This is a genomic window from Pseudochelatococcus lubricantis (assembly GCF_011762225.1).
Classification (GTDB): domain Bacteria; phylum Pseudomonadota; class Alphaproteobacteria; order Rhizobiales; family Beijerinckiaceae; genus Pseudochelatococcus; species Pseudochelatococcus lubricantis.
Genome location: NZ_JAASQI010000005.1, coordinates 187,734 through 205,783, shown reverse-complemented (window position 1 = coordinate 205,783; position 18,050 = coordinate 187,734). Strand labels below are relative to the sequence as shown.

General features: G+C 68.7%; 12 protein-coding genes. 9 read left to right on the top strand and 3 right to left on the bottom strand.

The features are described 5' to 3' along the window. Positions 1-3: 3 nt before the first annotated feature. Together rnhB and FHS82_RS12115 are read right to left on the bottom strand one after the other, a co-directional pair. Positions 4-633, bottom strand: a complete 630-nt coding sequence (gene rnhB / locus FHS82_RS12120; RefSeq protein ID WP_166953118.1) for a ribonuclease HII — start codon at positions 631-633, stop codon at positions 4-6. Next, positions 618-1,250: a S24 family peptidase gene (locus FHS82_RS12115; protein ID WP_166953116.1), complete on the bottom strand. Its 633-nt coding sequence runs from the start codon at positions 1,248-1,250 to the stop codon at positions 618-620. The genes rnhB and FHS82_RS12115 overlap by 16 nt, the downstream gene beginning before the upstream one ends. A gap of 256 nt (positions 1,251-1,506) precedes the next feature. On the opposite strand from FHS82_RS12115, the gene FHS82_RS12110 reads away from it, so the two are divergent. Beyond that, entirely contained in the window at positions 1,507-2,586 is a 1,080-nt protein-coding gene (locus tag FHS82_RS12110) for a quinone-dependent dihydroorotate dehydrogenase (RefSeq protein WP_166953114.1), read from the top strand. Positions 2,587-2,598: 12 nt separating this feature from the next. Here the strand turns inward: FHS82_RS12110 and pepN are convergent, their stop codons facing one another. Next, a complete protein-coding gene (gene pepN / locus FHS82_RS12105) occupies positions 2,599-5,238 on the bottom strand; it encodes an aminopeptidase N (protein WP_166953112.1) in 2,640 nt (879 codons plus the stop codon). Positions 5,239-5,512: 274 nt separating this feature from the next. Between pepN and FHS82_RS12100 the strand changes: the two genes are divergently transcribed. The 8 genes from FHS82_RS12100 (at position 5,513) to FHS82_RS12065 (ending at position 18,026) form a co-directional block, all read left to right on the top strand. Continuing rightward, positions 5,513-7,465, top strand: a complete 1,953-nt coding sequence (locus tag FHS82_RS12100; protein WP_166953110.1) for an ABCB family ABC transporter ATP-binding protein/permease — start codon at positions 5,513-5,515, stop codon at positions 7,463-7,465. 164 nt (positions 7,466-7,629) lie between these two features. Then, complete coding sequence (locus tag FHS82_RS12095) at positions 7,630-11,283, top strand: AsmA family protein (protein WP_166953108.1); 3,654 nt, start codon at positions 7,630-7,632, stop codon at positions 11,281-11,283. A 68-nt stretch (positions 11,284-11,351) separates the two neighbouring features. Beyond that, complete coding sequence (gene ccmI, locus FHS82_RS12090; RefSeq protein WP_166953106.1) at positions 11,352-12,506, top strand: c-type cytochrome biogenesis protein CcmI; 1,155 nt, start codon at positions 11,352-11,354, stop codon at positions 12,504-12,506. Further along, positions 12,503-12,970 carry a cytochrome c maturation protein CcmE gene (gene ccmE, locus FHS82_RS12085; RefSeq protein ID WP_166953104.1) on the top strand — a complete coding sequence of 156 codons (468 nt, stop codon included), beginning with the start codon at positions 12,503-12,505 and terminating at the stop codon, positions 12,968-12,970. Before ccmI ends, ccmE begins: the two co-directional genes overlap by 4 nt. Positions 12,971-13,000: 30 nt before the next feature. Next, on the top strand, positions 13,001-15,004 hold the full coding sequence (locus tag FHS82_RS12080) for a heme lyase CcmF/NrfE family subunit (protein ID WP_166953102.1): 2,004 nt from the start codon (positions 13,001-13,003) through the stop codon (positions 15,002-15,004). Between the two features lie 11 nt (positions 15,005-15,015). Further along, positions 15,016-15,468, top strand: coding sequence for a cytochrome c-type biogenesis protein (locus tag FHS82_RS12075; RefSeq protein ID WP_166953100.1), 453 nt, complete (start codon positions 15,016-15,018; stop codon positions 15,466-15,468). 211 nt (positions 15,469-15,679) lie between these two features. Then, positions 15,680-17,200 carry a Do family serine endopeptidase gene (locus tag FHS82_RS12070; RefSeq protein ID WP_166953098.1) on the top strand — a complete coding sequence of 507 codons (1,521 nt, stop codon included), beginning with the start codon at positions 15,680-15,682 and terminating at the stop codon, positions 17,198-17,200. Between the two features lie 142 nt (positions 17,201-17,342). Continuing rightward, positions 17,343-18,026: a response regulator transcription factor gene (locus FHS82_RS12065; protein ID WP_166953096.1), complete on the top strand. Its 684-nt coding sequence runs from the start codon at positions 17,343-17,345 to the stop codon at positions 18,024-18,026. Positions 18,027-18,050: the final 24 nt, after the last annotated feature.

Sequence of the window (18,050 nt, the reverse complement as noted above, 5' to 3'; positions counted from 1 at the left end):
TTCTCAAGTGCCGCGCAGCGGTGCGAAGCTGAAGCGGTGGAACGGGCAGGGGCCGTGCGTGGCCAGCGCCCGTTTATGGGCCGGCGTCGGATAGCCGACATGCCCGGCAAAGCCGTAGGCGGGATAGACCGTGCCGAGCTGGCGCATCATCCCGTCCCGCGTCTCCTTCGCCACGATGGAGGCGGCGGCGATCGACGCGATGCGCGCATCCCCCTTGATGATCGTCTCCACCCGGCAGGGAAGCGGCGGCGGGTCGTTGCCATCCACCAGCGCGACCATGTGCTCCGGCGCGGGGAAGAGGGGCAGGGCGGCGAAGGCGCGCGCCATGGCCGTCAGCGTGGCCTGGCGGATGTTGACGCGGTCGATCTCGGCGGCCGGCACGCAGGCGATACCGACATGGGCTGTGGCGAGGATCTGCGCGAACAATTGTCCGCGCCGACGCCCGTCGATCTGCTTGGAATCGGCAAGTCCCTCGGGCACGCAGGAAGGATCGAGCACGACGGCGGCGGCGACCACGGGACCGGCGATCGGCCCGCGCCCCACCTCGTCAATACCGACGACGGGGCCGAACCCCTGCGCGAGCAGGGCGGACTCCATATCGAAGGTCGCTGCAACCTTCACTGGCTGGCCCATATGACACGGGCGATCCAGGCGATGTCCGATTCGGCGAGGACGCGGTCCTCGTGCTCCGGATTGAACGACCTCAGCTCGACAGTCCTGGCGGTGCGGCGCTTCAACTCCTTCGCCATGACCTCGCCCTGCGCGGTGCGCACCACGACGCGGTCGCCCCGGCGGACGCTGGCGGTGGGCGAGACGATGATGACGTCGCCGTCCCGGTAGATGGGCAGCATCGAATCGCCCGATATTTCGAGCGCGAACACCTTGTCCTCGCCCATGTCCGGAAAGGCGACCTCATCCCAGCTCCCGCCGACGGGAAAACCGCCGTCGTCGAAGAAGCCGCCCTTGCCGGCCTGGGCAAAGCCGATCAGCGGCAGGTTCCGCGTCGACGTATACCGGCCGTGACGCGAAACGAGAGCCATGAACTCATCAAGCGACGCACCCGTCGCATCGAGCACCTTGGCGATGGATTCGGTCGACGGCCAGCGCGGACGACCGTCCGCCGCCGTGCGTTTCGACCGGTTGAAGGCCGTCGGATCGAGCCCCGCCTTGCGCGCCAGCCCGGATGGCGACAGGCCGCGCTGCGCCGCGAAGGCGTCGAGAGCCGACCAGATCTGGTCATGAGACAGCATGATCGAAAGCCATGTTGAGGATACGGCGGGTTCGCCGGACGCCTTGTATATAATCAGAAAGCAATCTAGGACTCAATTCTTATCATGGGATATATTTCATTCCAACAAAGGCCACAGTGCATTTCCTGTACAGAATTTGCCACATCGGCGCCCGTTAGCTCCACACCACTGCGGGCGTGGCGCGCGGCGGCTTGTTTTCGCCGCGGCGGGGGATCATACAGCCAGCGTGACAAGCCCACGGAAAGAGGAGATCGCGATGCGGAGTATCGAGCGGCTGATTCGGCCACTCCTGTTTGCGCTGGACCCGGAGACCGCGCACCGGTTGACCATTCGCACGCTTGCCGCGACGCGCCTGCCTCCGTCCGCGCCCGACGACGCCTCGCTGCATGTCGAGGCCTTCGGAATGAAGTTCCCCAATCCGGTGGGGCTCGCCGCCGGCTTCGACAAGAACGCCGAAGCGCCCGACGCCATTCTCTCCCTGGGCTTCGGTTTCGCGGAAGTGGGCACGCTGACGCCGCGGCCGCAACCCGGCAATCCGCGCCCACGCATCTTCCGGCTGGTACGTGACGAAGCCGTCATCAACCGCTTCGGTTTCAACAACGAAGGCCATGCAGCGGCGCTGGCACGGCTTACGGGACGGGCGGGGCGGCCGGGAATCGTCGGCGTCAATGTGGGCGCGAACAAGGATTCCGTCGACCGTGCCGCCGACTATGTCGCGGGCATCCGGACGTTTTCCGCCCTCGCCAGCTATTTCACGCTCAACGTTTCCTCGCCCAACACGCCGGGCCTGCGCGATCTCCAGCAGGAGGCCGCGCTCGACGACCTCATCGCCCGCGCCGTCGCCGCGCGCGATGAGGCAACCGGGCAGCATCCGCGTCGGCCGCTGCTGCTCAAAATCGCGCCCGACATCTCGCTGGACGAACTCGATGCCATCGTCGCCGTGGGGCGCAAGCGCGGCATCGATGGCCTGATCGTCTCGAACACCACGGTCTCGCGCCCGAAGCTCATCGACACGCGCTATGCGGGGGAGACGGGCGGGCTTTCCGGCCGGCCGCTGTTTCCGCTGTCGACATGGGTGCTGGCGCAGGCGTTCATCCGGGTGGAAGGCGCCTTTCCCATCGTCGGCGTGGGCGGCATCGATTCGCCGGAAGCGGCGTGGCGCAAGATTCGCGCCGGCGCGAGCCTGGTGCAGCTTTATTCGGCGATGGTCTACAAAGGGCCCAGCCTCATCCGGGACATCAAGCAGGGCCTGCTCGCCACGCTGGGGCGCGAGAACACGACACTCGCGCAGGCCGTCGGCAAGGACGCCGCCGCCGTCGCGGCGACGTCCCCCTGACGCATCGCCGCATCACGCGAGCGAGCGGGTCACGATGTCCGCCACGTCCTGCGACAGCGGCGTGGCGGCGGCAATGCGCCGCAGCGCCGCTTCCGCATGGGCGCGCCGGCCCGGCTCCAGCGTCTTCCACGTGCGAAAGGCCGTGGAAAGGCGTGAGGCGACCTGCGGATTCGCGGGATCGAGCTGCAGGATGACATCGGCCACGAAGGCAAAGCCGGCGCCGTCCGCCCGCGCGAACTGGGTGAGGTTCGCCATGGCGAAGCTGCCGATGAGCGCGCGTGTGCGATTCGGGTTCGACAGGGAAAAGGCCGGGTGCGACAGCAGGCGCTTCACGCGCTCCAGCGTGCCGGCTTCCGGGATGGATGCCTGCAGGGCGAACCACTTGTCGAGCACGAGCGGGTCGTCGCGGTAGCGGTCGTAGAACGCCTGCAGGGCCGCCTCGCGCGCCTCACCCGCCACGAGGCTAAGCACGGAGAGGGCGCCGAGCCGGTCCGTCATGTTGGTGGCGGCGTCGAACTGCGCCCGCGCCAGTGCTTCGCCGCGCGCCGCGTCGCCTGCCGTCAGCAGGCCCAGCACGCCGTTGCGCAGGGCCCGCTTGCCGGCCTGCGCGGCATCGGGGCTGTAGGGCGCGTCGATGGCGAGTTCGCCGTAGAGGTGTGCGAGCTTGCCGGCGAGGGCTTGTCCCAGCGTCTCGCGCACGGCCTTGCGGGCGGTGAAGATGGCCTCGGGGTCGATGTTCTCGCCGATCTCGCGTGCGATATCCGCCTCGCCCGGCAGCGACAGCACCTGCGCGGCGAAAGCGGGGTCGCGCAGGGCGCGTGCATCAAGGAAGTGGCCCAGCGCCTGCGCGAGGCCCACCGGCACCTGCACGGTGCCGCCTGCGTGCAATGCTTCCACGGCGCGGACGATGATGCGGGTCGCCACCGTCTGCGCCGCCTGCCACTGGTTGAAGGCGTCCGTATCGTGGGCGAACAGCACCAGCAGGTCGTCGTCGGTCAGGTCGAGGTCGAGAATCGCCGGCGCCGAGAAGCCGCGCAGCAGCGACGGCACCGGCCGCTCCTCCACATCGGTGAAGATGACGGTACGTTCGGCGCCGTCGAGCACCAGCACGCCGCCGTCGGTCGCGCCATCCGCCGTCGTGAGCGGCAGCTCCCGCCCGCTTTCGCCGATGAGGCCGAGCGCGACCGGGATGACCATCGGCCGCTTCTCCGGCTGGTCCGGCGTCGGCAACGTCGTCTGCGCCAGTGTCAACGTGTAGGTTTTCGCGCCCGCGTCATAGCGTCCGCGCGCGGAGAGGCGGGGCGTGCCGGCCTGCTCGTACCACTGCGAGAACGCGGAAAGATCGCGCCCGCTCGCCTCGGCGAAGCAGGCGATGAACTCCTCGATAGTGGCGGCGGTGCCGTCGTGACGCTCGAAATAGAGGTCCATGCCCCGGCGGAAATGCTGGCCGCCGACGAGGGTTTTCAGGACGCGGATCAGTTCGGCGCCCTTCTCATAGACGGTGGCGGTGTAGAAGTTGTTGATTTCCTTGTAGGCGCGCGGGCGCACGGGATGGGCGAGCGGCCCGGCATCCTCCGGGAACTGCGCCGAACGCAGCACGCGCACATCTGCGATGCGCTTCACGGGGCGCGAGCGGGCGTCGGACGAGAACTCCTGATCCCGGAAGACAGTCAGCCCCTCCTTGAGGCAAAGCTGGAACCAGTCGCGGCAGGTGATGCGGTTGCCTGTCCAGTTGTGGAAGTACTCGTGCGCGATCACGGCCTCGATATTGGCGTAGTCGCTGTCGGTGGCGGTATCCGCGCTCGCCAGCACGTACTTGTCGTTGAAGATGTTGAGGCCCTTGTTCTCCATCGCGCCCATGTTGAAGGCCGACACGGCGACGATATTGAACACGTCGAGATCGTATTCGCGGCCGAAGACCTCCTCGTCCCAGCGCATGGCGCGCTGCAGGGCGTCGAGCGCGTAGCGGGCGCGCTCGCGCTTGCCGCGCTCCACGTAGACCGCGACCTTCACCTTGCGCCCGCTCGCGGTCGTGAACACGTCCTCGACATGATCGAGATCGCCGCCGACGATGGCGAAGAGATACGAGGGCTTCGGAAAAGGATCGTGCCAGACGGCGAAGTGGCGCCCGTCCGCGAGCGCGCCAGCCTCGGCCGGATTGCCGTTGCCGAGCAGCAGCGGCGTATCGGCATCCGCCTCGATTCGGGTCGTGTAGACGGACAGCACGTCCGGCCGGTCGAGGAAATAAGTGATGCGGCGGAAGCCATCCGCCTCGCACTGCGTGCAATAGGTGCCGTTGGAGCGGTAGAGACCCATCAGCTTCGTGTTGGCGGTGGGGTTGACGCAGGTCTCGATGGTGAGCGTGAACGGCTGCTGTGGCGGCCGGTGCAACACAAACTTCTCCGGTGATGCCGTGTAGGCGTCGGCGGCGAGGGGCGAGCCGTCGAGCGCGGCCGATACGAAGACGAGTTCGTCACCGTCGAGCGCGAGCGACGCACCGGCGTGGCCGGCCGGGTTGGGGCGCAACGCAAGCGTCGCCGTGACGCGCGTCTCGGTCGGATGCAGGCCGATGGCGAGAGACACCGTATCGATCAGATAATCGGTCGGCTGATAATCCTCGAGGCGGATGACAGGGGCATTGTCGGCGCGCATCTGTTCGGAACTCCACAGCTCATGGCCAGCGATTCTGGCCGGCGACTCTGGCCGGATTTCGGCGGGGATATGTTTTCACTCTGTTCTTATGCGCCATTGTGCCCCGCCGCAACCCGTTTGCAACGCCGCTGAGGGATGGCTGCCATTCGCAGCCCAAGGGGTGTCGCGCGGCGAATAAAACACTATATGGGCTGTAAATTGAGGCGCAGGCCGCCTCCATGCCCGTGCCGCTCGTCTGCACATCGGCGAATCCACAGAGCTGGGAACGAAAGCAATGTCCGATCAAAACAGCGGGCCCGCTGAAAACGCAGGCGCCGTGGGGGCCGGTGCCGGACCGGCGGCTGCCGGCAAGCAGGGCTTCAGGCAGACGCTGCAGGGCCTGTGGCCATATCTGTGGCCGCACGACCGCGCCGATCTGCGCCAGCGTATCTATTTCGGTTTCCTGCTGCTGCTGGCGGCAAAGATCGTCACGGTCGCAATGCCCTACAGCTTCAAGTGGGCGGTGGATGCGCTGACAGGCGAAACCGGAGGCACCGCTACGGCGACGCTTCTCGCGGGGGCCATATTCCTGACGCTTCTCTACGGCGCCATGCGCATTGTCATGGCGCTGCTGACGCAATGGCGCGACGGCCTGTTCGCCTCGGTCGCCATGAATGCCGTCCGCCGGCTGGCGCTGGAAACCTTCCGGCACATGCACGCGCTGTCGCTGCGCTTCCATCTGGAGCGCAAGACGGGCGGGCTGACGCGCGTGCTCGAACGCGGACGCACGGGCATCGAGGAACTGGTGCGCATGGCCGTCCTCAACCTGCTGCCGACGGTGCTGGAGTTCGTGCTCGTTCTCGGCGTGCTGTGGTGGCAGTTCGACTGGCGATTCGCGGCGGTGGTGTTCGTGATGGTCGCGGCCTATCTCGTCTTCACCTACAGGGTGACGGAGTGGCGCATCGACATCCGCCGCCGCATGAACGAATCGGATAACGACGCCAATACGAAGGCCATCGACTCCCTCCTCAACTACGAAACCGTGAAGTACTTCGGCGCGGAGCGGCGCGAGGCCGAGCGCTACGACGTGTCGCTTGCCCGCTACGAAGGCGCGAGCGTGGATACCTATGTCTCGCTCGCCTATCTCAACGGCGGGCAGGCGGTCATCTTCTCCCTGGGCCTCGCCGCGGTGATGGTGATGACCGTCTACGACGTGCGCGCCGGCACGGCGACGGTGGGCGACTTCGTCATGGTCAACGCCATGCTGATGCAGCTCTACCTGCCGCTGAACTTCATGGGCATGCTCTACCGCGAAATCAGGCAGGCGCTCATCGATATCGGCGAAATGTTCACCATCCTCTCGCGCGATCCCGAGGTGAGGGACAGACCCGACGCGCCGCCGCTAGACGCCGAGGCGGGCGAGCTGCGCTTCGAGGACGTACGCTTCGCCTACACGCCCGAGCGCCCCATCCTGCGCGGCGTGAGCTTCACGGTGCCGGCCGGGAACACCGTGGCGGTAGTCGGGCCTTCGGGCGCGGGCAAGTCGACGCTGTCGCGGCTCATCTTCCGCTTCTACGAACCGCAGTCCGGGCGTATCCTCATCGACGGGCAGGATATCGCCGCCGTGCGGCAGGAAAGCCTGCGCGAAGCAGTCGGCATGGTGCCGCAGGACACCGTGCTCTTCAACGACACCATCGGCTACAACATCCGATACGGACGTCCCGACGCCTCGGACGCCGAGGTGGCGGAGGCCGCGCGGCTCGCGCAGATCGACAACTTCATCCGCTCCCTGCCGCAGGGCTACGACACGCAGGTGGGCGAGCGCGGCCTCAAGCTCTCCGGCGGCGAGAAGCAGCGCGTGGCGATCGCCCGCACGATCCTGAAGTCGCCGCGCATTCTGGTGCTCGACGAGGCGACCTCCGCCCTCGACAGCTTCACGGAACGCGAGATCCAGCAGGCGCTCGACAAGATCTCGGAAGACCGCACCACGTTGGTCATCGCGCACCGCCTGTCCACCATCGTCAACGCGGACGAGATTCTGGTGCTCGACAAGGGCGAGATCGTGGAGCGGGGAGCGCACGCGCAACTGCTGGCGCGCGGGGGCGTCTATGCCGCCCTGTGGAACCGCCAGCGCCAGGTCGACGCCGCCCGCGCGACGCTCGCCCGCAACGCGGAGGCCAACGCGGGATCACTGCCGCAAAAGGTGGGCGAGGGGCTGGAACAGGAGAAACTGGCCGAGACGGTGTAGGCGATTTGTGCTATAGCACACAACAGTTGCCGCAGGGTCTAGACGCGCTTAGACATCGGGCAGGCTTGCATTGGCTCGCCGATACTTCGTCTGTTCCGGTTTTTGCCCGCGCGTGTCTGCGCTTTACGCACGGCAAGCGCCGTCAATCACGGGTCGGGTAAAGGGTGCGCGATCTATTCACCGTTGTCGCCGTTCTCATCGTCGCTGTGCTGTGCGCCGCGCTGGCGGTTCCTTATGCCGTCGACTGGCAGGCGTGGCGCGGCGATGTCGAGGCGGCCCTCGGCAAGGCGTTCGGCGTGCCGGTGCATACGGAAGGCGCGATCACGGTGCGGCTGCTGCCCACCCCGCGCCTCGCGCTCGACAGGGTCGCCCTCGGCGGCGCAGCGCCGTTCCTGACCGCGGAGGCACTCAACGTCTCGCTGGAGGCGCCGCCGCTGCTCGGCGGCAAGGTCAGGGTGAACGAGGCGCGGCTCGTGCGGCCGACGGTCTCCGTGCGCGTCGACGCGGCGGGCGCCTTCCACCTGCCGGCCGCTTCCGACACGCCGCTGTTGCAGCTCAGGAACGCGGGCATCGACCGGCTCGTCGTCGACGGCGGTATCGTGCGGATCGTCGGCGATGCCGGTGCGGGCGGCATGCGCCACGATATCGGCCCCATCGATTTCACGGCCCAGGCAACCACGTTCGCCGGACCCTGGCGCGTCGACGGCACGATTGCCGGCCATACCGTCCATCTGGCGACCGGCGCGTTCGAGAACGACGGCCGCCTCCGCATGAAGGTGCGCGTCGGCGAAGCGGGCGAAACGCAGGGCGAGTTCGACGGCCATCTGCTGCCCGGCGCCATTCCCGCGCTATCGGGACGAATCGCCGCCTCCGTGCCGTTGCCCGAGATCCCGGTAGCGCCGCCTGCCGATGGCGCCGCGCCGGAAACCGTCAGCCTCACCCTCGCGGCGATGATCGGCAGCGAAGGCTGGCGCATCGCCGCGAAGGACGTCACACTGCGGACCGGCGACGGGAACGGCGCGCTGGCGCTCGGCGGCGAGGCGGCGTTCGACGTCAGTCCGCTGCTGAAGGGCGGCAAGCCGCTGCTGGAACTGGCGCTGACCAGCCGGCGCATCGACATCACGCCGCTGCTTCCCGCTATCGCAGGCCAAGCGGACACCGGCAGCCGGCGTGTGCTGGACTCGCTGCGCGCGCGCCTCGTCACGGGCGGTCTTGCGGACATGCCGGCCGACGTCTCCCTCTCGGTGGGCAGCGTCGCGCTTTCGGGCATCGAGGCCGGGCCCGTGTCCATCGACCTGAAGACGGAACGGGAGGCCGACGGCCTGCGAATCGCCATTTCCCGCCTCGCGCTGACGCTGCCGGGCGGCGGCACGTTCGGGGCGAACGGCGTCGCGGCATGGAGCGCCCGGCCCGCCTTCTCCGGCCGGGTCGACCTCACCGGCGGCGACACGCTGCGGCTTGCGGGCGCGCTGCACGAACTCGGCGCGCCAGAGCGCCTGACAGCGCCGCTGCTGCAATGGCCGGGGCTGACCTTCGCCGGGCAGGTCGACGCCACGGCGGACGATATCGCCGTACACGGTTTCAAATTGGCCGCGGGACGGACGACGGTGGCGGGCTCGCTGCGCCAGACGGCTGCGCGAGGAGAGTTGCGCGGGCGCATCGATGCGCAGCTTTCCGCAACGGGGCTCGATCTCTCTGCCCTGCCATCTTTCGATCCCGCCTCGCTCGTGCAGGCGGGCACCGATCTCGGCGTCTCCATCGAGGCAACGGGGCTGCGGCTGGGCGACGAGGCAGCCTCGCCGGACAGACGGCTGCGCGCGCGATTCGAGACCTCTTCCGCCGGCATCAGCATCGAGCGCTTCGAAATCCGCGATCCCGCGGGCGCAACATTTTCCGCCTCCGGCCATCTCGACGACGACGGTGGCCGCGTGGTGGCGAAACTGAACGCGCAGAAGCCGGAAAGCGTGGTGGAAGTCGCGCGCAGCTTCCTGCCCGGGACATGGCGGACGGCGCTGACGCGCGCGGTGCCCTTCGCGGGGCCGCTGGCGCTCGACGCCACCATCGCGCGGCCCGGTGCCGGCCGTCCCCTGGTCGCCGTGCTCAGGGGCCGCGCCGGTGACGTGGACATCGACGCCCATGTCACCAGCGACCCCGCTGGCGCGGACCACGACCGCGCCGTGATCGCGGCAACGCTGACGGCGCCCGACGCGAAGGGCCTGCTGCGCCGCGCGGGCCTTGCCGGCGGCACCGTCCGCGCCAGCGAGCGCAAGGAAAAGGCGGTCGTCAGACTCGATGCGCGCGGCAATTCCTTTTCCCGCCTGGAAGGCGAGGCGGCGCTGGATTTGGGCACGAGCCGGGCAGCGGTTTCCGGCACGTGGCGGGACGAGGGCGGCGAGGCGGCACTCACCGGCACACTGACCGCCGCCAGCGACGATACGGCTGCCTTCGCGGCCCTGATAGGCCATCCGCTGCCCGGCCTCTCCGGCGGGGCGCCGGCGAGCCTCGCCGGAAACGTGAACTGGCGGGCGGGCGAACTGCGCCTCGACGACCTGCGCGGTACACTCGGGGACGACAAGATCGCCGGCAGGCTTGCCGTCGCCGACGGTGAGATCGCCGGGGAACTCGCCATCGCTCAATTATCGCTCACGGACCTTCTGGCGCTTTCCTTCGGCCCGCAGATTCGCCCGGCGCAGGGGCGCCTGTGGTCCGCCGAGCGTTTTCAGGCCGCTGGCCCCGGCTTCGCGGGCAAGATCAGGGTGCGGACGGAACGGCTTGCCGTCGCCCCCGCGCTCGCGCTGACCGGCGTCTCGCTGCTGCTCGATCTCTCGCCGGACACAGTCGGCCTTCAGGAAGTCGCCGGCACGCTGCCGGGCGGCGGGACAGCGCGGGCGGACATCCTGCTGCGCCGCTTCGGCACGCTGGCGAATTTCCGCGCCGCCCTTGCCGTCGAGGGGGCCGACATTGGGCAGCTGACCGGCGACACCCTGGCGGGTCGCCTCAGCGGCCGCCTAGACGTCGGTTCGTCGGCGGAAAGCCCGGCCGGCCTCGTGGTCAACCTTGCCGGCGGCGGTGAGATCAAGGTCGGCGATGCCGCCTTGCCGCGCCTCGATCCGTCGGCGCTGGCGCGTCTCGTTCCCGAGTGGCTCGGATCGGGCGACGCCGAAGCGCCCATCGATGCCGACATAGGGCGCCTGACCGGCCGTCTGGGCACGGAACTCGATAAAGCCGCATGGCCGATCCGGAACCTGACCTTTCCGCTCACCGTCGCGGGCGGGGCGGTGCGCTTCGGCCCGCTGGCGCTGGAGGCGGCGCAAGCGAAGGCGGGCATCAACGGCACGCTCGATCTCACCACGCTGACGCTCGACGCACGCGCGAACCTCACCGCGACAACCGCACCAAAGGACTGGACGGGCACACCGCCGCAGGCCGTCATCGCCTGGCGCGGCCCACTCGCCGGCCTGAAACGCAGCATCGACGCTGGCAGCACAGCCAATGCCCTCGCCGCCATCGGGCTGACCCGCGAACTCGACCGCATCGAGCGGCTTGAGGCGGAGGCGCGTCAGCGCGTGGAGCAGGCGCGCCTGGCCCGGCAGGAGCGCGCGCGGCAGGAGCAGGAGCGGCTGGAACAGCAGCGCCTGGAGCGCGAACGGCAGGAACAGCAGCGGCAGCAGGAGCAGCGGCTGGAGCGGGAGCGTCAGGAACGGGAAAGGCTGATGCAGCAGGAACAGGCGCCGGCCCGGCAGCCCGCGGGCGCTGGCGGCGACGCCCCGTCCCCGAACGCGCCGCTTGTTATCGCGCCCGACGCCGCTTATCCCTGATACCCCGTGACCATATGTCGCCGCTGAGGGTCATCAGCAAGGCGGCAGGGCCAATGATATGAAGGCGCATGACGATCTGGTTTGTATTCGCTCTAATGACAGGCGCCTCCGTGCTGCTGGTGCTGTGGCCGCTGTCGCGCCGGCAGCAGGCCGCCGGTGGCCGCGTTGACGACAAGGCATTCTTCCGCCAGCAGATCGCCGATATCGAGCGTGAGGTGGCGCGTGGCCTGCTGCCGGAGTCCGAGGGCGAGGCCGCCCGGACGGAGGCGGGCAGGCGCCTGCTGCGCGCCATGGACCAGCAAACGCAGGAAGGCGACCAGAAGGGCGAGCCCGCGCTGCGGCGCCGGCGCGCGGCCTCGGCGATCGCGCTTTCCGCCATTCCGCTGGTGGCGCTGACGCTTTACGGCGCGCTGGGGCAGCCGGACGTTCCGGATGCCCCCCTCTCGAAGCGCCTTGCGGAGGGCGATCCGCGCTCGCTCAACCTCAACGAGGCGGTGGCGCGCGTGGAAGGGCATCTCGCCCGCCAGCCGGAGGACGGACGCGGCTGGGAAGTTCTCGCCCCCATCTACCTGCGCGCAGGGCGTTTTCAGGACGCGGTGCGCGCCTATGGAGAGGCGCTGCGGCTCAACGGCGCGTCCGGCACGCGCCTCGCCAATCTCGGCGAAGCCATGGTCATGGCCGGCGACGGCGTCGTTTCCGCCGAGGCGCGGACGGCTTTCGACAAGGCGCTGGCGGCGGAGCCCGGCAACGCGAAGGCCGGCTTTTATCTGGCGCTCGCCGCGGAGCAGGACGGAGACGTGGCGGGCGCGCTCGCCCGCCTGCGTGAACTGCTCGCTTCCGCCCCGGCGGACGCGCCCTGGCGGCCGGCGGTCGAGGCCCGCATCGCGGCGCTCGCCGACCCCGCACGGAGCGAGGCCGGGCAGGCCATCGCCGGCATGGCGCCGGAAGATCGCATGCAGGCCATCCGCGGCATGGTGGCGCAACTCGCCGCCCGCGCGGCTGCCGGAGAAGTCGGCCTTGACGAATGGTTGCGCCTGATACGATCCTACGCGGTGCTCGGCGACAGGACCGAGGCGGCAAAGGCGCTGGCGTCCGCGCGCGAAAGGCTCGCGGGCGACGATGCGGCGCTGCGCCGCCTCGATACGCTCGCCGGCGAACTGCATATTGAAAGAGAATCGGCCGCCCCGCCGGCGGAGGAACGCAAGACGGAGGGTGAACCATGACGAGGAAGCAGCGCCGGTTGACGCTGATCGCGGGAGGCCTTGCGGTGCTCGGCACGGCGCTGGGGCTCGTGCTGTTCGCCATGCGCGACACCATCGTCTTCTTCCGCTCGCCCGCCGACATCACCGCCATGAACATCGCGCCCGGCACGCGCATGCGTCTCGGCGGCCTCGTCAAGGAAGGCTCGATCGCGCGGCCGGGCGGGCAGACCATTCATTTCGTCGTGACAGACGGCGCGGGCGACATCGCCGTGCGCTACACGGGACTGCTGCCGGACCTGTTCCGCGAGGGGCAGGGCGTCGTGACGGAAGGCGTGCTCGCGCCCGACGGGAGTTTCGCCGCCGACAGCGTGCTCGCCAAGCACGACGAGAACTACATGCCCCGCGAAGTCGCGGACGCCCTGAAGGAAAAGGGCCTCTGGCAACATGCGGAAAGCGGCGGAGATGCCGCGACCGTCACGCAATAAAGCGGCGCCACGCCAGACGCTGAGGATGGAATGATCGTCGAGATCGGACACTACGCGCTGACGCTGGCGCTGGGCCTGTCGGTGGTGCAGTGCGTGCTGCCGTTCTGGGGGGCGCGCGTCCGCGATCCCGCGCTGATGGCTGTCGCGGCGCCGGCCGCGCTGGGCGCCTTCGCGGCGATCGCCATCGCCTTCGCGGCACTTACCTGCGCCTACATCGTTTCGGACTTCTCGGTCGTCAACGTCGTCGAGAACTCCCACTCGATGAAGCCGTTCCTCTACAAGATCAGCGGCGTGTGGGGAAACCACGAAGGCTCGATGCTGCTGTGGGTGTGCATCCTCACGCTGTTCGGCGGCGTGGTGGCGCTGACGCGCAACAGCCTGCCGGAAAGGTTGAAGGCGCTCACGCTCTCCGTGCAGGCGTCAGTGACGATTGCCTTCCTGCTGTTCATCCTGTTCACGTCGAATCCGTTCGCGCGCGCCGTTCCGGCGCCCTTCGAGGGGCGCGATCTCAACCCGCTGCTGCAGGACGTCGGTCTCGCCGTTCATCCGCCGCTGCTCTATCTCGGCTATGTCGGCTTCTCGATCTCGTTCGCCTTCGCCATCGCCGCCCTCATCGACGGGCGGATCGATGCGGTATGGGCGCGCGCCGTGCGCCCGTGGACGCTGACGGCGTGGGTGTTCCTCACGCTCGGCATCTCGATGGGCTCCTACTGGGCCTACTACGAACTCGGCTGGGGCGGCTGGTGGTTCTGGGACCCGGTCGAGAACGCCTCGTTCATGCCGTGGCTCGCGGGCACGGCGCTGATCCATTCCACGGTGGTAATGGAGAAGCGCGACGCGCTGAAGGTGTGGACAATCCTGCTCGCCATCCTGACGTTCTCGCTGTCGCTGATCGGCACGTTCCTGGTGCGCTCGGGCGTGCTGACCTCGGTACATGCCTTCGCGACCGATCCCGAAAGAGGCACCTTCATCCTCATCATCCTGATGATTTTCATCGGCGGCTCGCTGGCGCTTTTCGCGTGGCGCGCACCCATGCTGCGACAGGGCGGCATCTTCGCGCCCATCTCGCGCGAGGGGGCGCTGGTGCTGAACAACCTGCTGCTCTCGACGGCCTGCGCCACGGTATTCATCGGCACGCTCTATCCGCTGGCGCTGGAGGGGCTGACCGGCGGCAAGATTTCCGTCGGGCCGCCCTATTTCGAGATGACCTTCCTGCCGATCGCGATGCCGCTGATCGCCATCATGCCGCTGGGGCAGACGCTCGCCTGGAAGCGCGGCAACCTGCTCGGCGCGGCGCAACGGCTGATGGCGGCCTTCGCGCTCGCGCTGGCGCTGGCACTCGTGGTGCTCGCCGTCACACGCGGCGGGCCGGTGCTGGCGCTGTTAGGCGTGGGGCTCGGCTTCTTCGCTCTGTTCGGCTCGCTGTCGGAGATCGTTACCCGCTCGTGGTCGCGCGGCATGCCGCTGTCGACGGCATGGCGCCGGGCGAGGGGCCTTCCCCGCTCCGCGTGGGGCACGGCAATCGCCCACGCGGGCATCGGCGTCACCGTGCTCGGCATCGCGGCGACTGCATGGGGGGTGGAATCGCTGGCCGTGGTCAAGCCGGGCGAAACGATCTCGGCCGGGCATTACGCACTACGCCTCGACGGCGTGACACCTTACACGGCCCCCACCTACCGGGCGAATGTAGCCCGCTTCTCGGTGTTCCGGGGCGGCGTGCCGACGGGAACGCTGGAAGCGGAAAAGCGGCTCTACACGCCGCGCGGCATGGCGACGACCGAAGCCGGCCTGATGACGCGCGGCCTCGGCCAGCTCTACGTCGGGCTGGGGGAGGAGGATCCCACGGGTGGCATCGGCGTGCGGCTCTACTGGAAGCCGTTCGTGCTGCTCATCTGGATCGGCACGCTGGTCACCGCGTTCGGCGGCGGGCTGTCGCTGACGGACCGGCAACTGCGGATCGGCGCGCCGGCACGGGCGAAGGCGCGGCGCGCACAGCCGGGCGACGGGCAGGCCGACGCGCTGGCGACATCCTGAAGGGGCGGCGAATGCGCGCGTTCATCATCCTGCTCTGTATGTTCCTGGCCGCGTTGCCCGCCCGCGCCGTGCAGCCAGACGAAGTGCTGCCGGACGCGCAACTGGAACAGCGGGCGCGCGGGATTTCCGCCGGCTTGCGCTGCCTTGTCTGCCAGAACGAATCCATCGACGATTCGGACGCGCCACTCGCCCGCGACCTGCGTCTGCTCGTGCGCGACCGCCTCATGGCCGGCGACAGCGACCAGGCGGTGAAGGATTTCGTCGTGGACCGTTATGGCGAGTTCGTGCTGTTGCGCCCGGTGTTCGGCCTGCACACGGCGCTGCTGTGGCTTGGCCCCTTCGCCTTGCTGGCGCTGGGGATCGCGGGGCTGGTGCACGGCGCCGGCCGGCATCGCCGCCGGGAAACGCCCGCCCTGACGGACGACGAAAAAACGCGCCTCGACGCGCTGCTCCGCAAGGATTGAGTTTTCCCGCGTTAACAATATTTCATACGACGTTGATGTCGCCGTAAGGGTCGGCACTCCATATTCGACATCGACAGTTGGCGGGGCAGCCTGCACCATGGTCTTCCGACAAGCGGCCCGAGCGGCCGATCCGCCAGCGGAAGCCATTGGCCCAAGGCAGCCGATTCCTGGTGTCCGATCCCGCCCACACAGGTTTTCAGGAGAGAAGTTCATGTCCGATCTCAACACGTCCTCCCCGCGCCGCCGCCGCCGTTCGATGCTGCTTGGCGCCGTGGCGCTTGCCGCCCTTGCCGGTGCCGGCACGGTCGCCAATCTGACGCTGGCGCCGCCCCCCGCCGCCCACGCGCAGGGCACGACCTCGCCCGCCGCGCCCGTCGTCGTGCCCGGGCAGGCATCCTTCGCCGATCTGGTCGACAAGGTGAAGCCCGCGGTCGTCTCGGTGCGGGTGAAGATCGCCGTCGACGAGCAGGATGACGGCCCCTCGCTGCAGCAGTTCGGCTTCCCGCCCGGCAGCCCGTTCGAGGAATTCTTCCGCCGCTTCGGCGCGCCGGACCAGCGCCAGCAGGGTCCGGGCCGGCGCGGCGCCCCGCGCCGCTTCGGCGAGGCGCAGGGCTCCGGCTTCTTCATTTCGGAAGACGGCTACATCGTCACCAACAACCACGTCGTCGAGAAGAGCACCGAGGTCGAGGTGCGCACGGATGACGGCAAGACCCTGGACGCCAAGGTGATCGGCACCGACCCGCGCACCGACATCGCGCTGCTGAAGGTCGACGCGAAGGGGCCGTATCCGTTCGTGCCCTTCGCCGCCACGCTGCCGCGCGTAGGTGACTGGGTGCTGGCCGTGGGCAATCCGTTCGGCCTCGGCGGCACGGTGACGGCGGGCATCGTCTCGGCACGCGGCCGCGACATCGGCGCCGGCCCCTATGACGATTTCCTCCAGATCGACGCCTCGGTCAACAAGGGCAACTCGGGCGGCCCCGCCTTCGATCTCGCCGGCAACGTGGTCGGTGTGAACACGGCCATCGCCTCGCCCTCGGGCGGCAGCGTGGGCATCGCCTTCGCCATTCCGGCCGAGACCGTGCAGAAGGTGGTGGGCGAGATCCGCGATCACGGCACCGTGCGCCGCGGCTTCCTCGGTGTGCAGATCCAGCCGGTGACGCAGGACATCGCGTCGAGCCTCGGCCTCGACAAGGCGGAAGGCGCCATCGTGGCCCGCGTCGAGAGCGGCAGCCCCGCGGACAAGGCCGGCATCAAGACGGGCGATGCCATCACCGCCGTCAACGGCAAGACGGTGAAGGACGCGCGCGAACTCTCCCGCGAGATCGCGGGCTTCAACCCGGATACCACGGTGAAGCTGGACGTGTGGCGCGACGGCAAGCAGCGCGCCATCGAGGTGAAGCTCACCGCGCTGCCCGATGATCCGCAGTCCGCCTCCGCCGGTGAGGAGAACGAAGGCGGCAGCCTCGGCCTGCGGCTTGCGCCCGCCGGCAGCGTCGGCGGCGCGGGCAAGGAAGGCGTCGTGGTCGTCGGCGTTGAGCCCAACAGCGTTGCCGACGAGCGCGGCTTCAAGACGGGCGACGTGATCATCGAGGTCTCGGGACAGAAGGTCGAATCGCCCGCCGACGTGCGCAAGGCCGTCGCAGCCGTGCGCAAGGAGGGCAAGAAGGCCGTCCTGTTCCGCGTGCAGGCGCAGGAAGGCACCCGCTTCATCGCGCTGCCCATCGGCAACTGACGCCTCTCGCGTCCCGGCCGGCTGGCTGATCCAGACCGGCGGGACGCTCTATCCCCAGCAAAAATCAGCCAGCGGCTGCGTCTGATCCGCCAAGCGGACGCAGCCGCTTTTCTTTGGAAGGAGGGAGGATATTCTTGTGCCCATGAAGATTCTGGTGATCGAAGATGACGCGGACGCAGCCGCTTTCATTGTCAAGGCGCTGCGGGAGGCCGGCCACGTGGCCGACCACGCGCCCGACGGGCTGGACGGCTATGCCCAGGCGAGCGAGGGTGATTATGACGTGCTCGTCGTCGACCGCATGTTGCCGAAGCTCGACGGCCTGTCCGTCATCCGGTCCCTGCGCGAACAGGGCATCGAAACGCCCGTGCTCATCCTGTCGGCGCTCGGCCAGGTCGACGATCGGGTGAAAGGGTTGCGCGCCGGCGGCGACGACTATCTCGCCAAGCCCTTTGCCTTTTCGGAACTTCTGGCGCGCGTCGAGGCGCTGGCGCGCCGGCGGGTGGGGCAGGCGAGCGAGCAGACCGTCTACCGGGTCGGCGATCTGGAACTCGACCGCCTCTCGCACAAGGTGACGCGCGCGGATGAGGAGATCGTGCTGCAGCCGCGCGAGTTCCGTCTGCTCGAATACCTGATGCGCAACGCCGGACAGGTGGTGACGCGCACCATGCTGCTGGAAAACGTGTGGGACTACCATTTCGACCCGCAGACGAACGTCATCGACGTGCATGTGTCGCGGCTGCGGGCCAAGATCGACAAGGGCCACGAAACGGCGCTCATTCACACGGTGCGAGGCGCGGGGTACATGATCCGTGACGGCGCTCGGTAAGCTTTTCCGCACGACGGCCTTCAA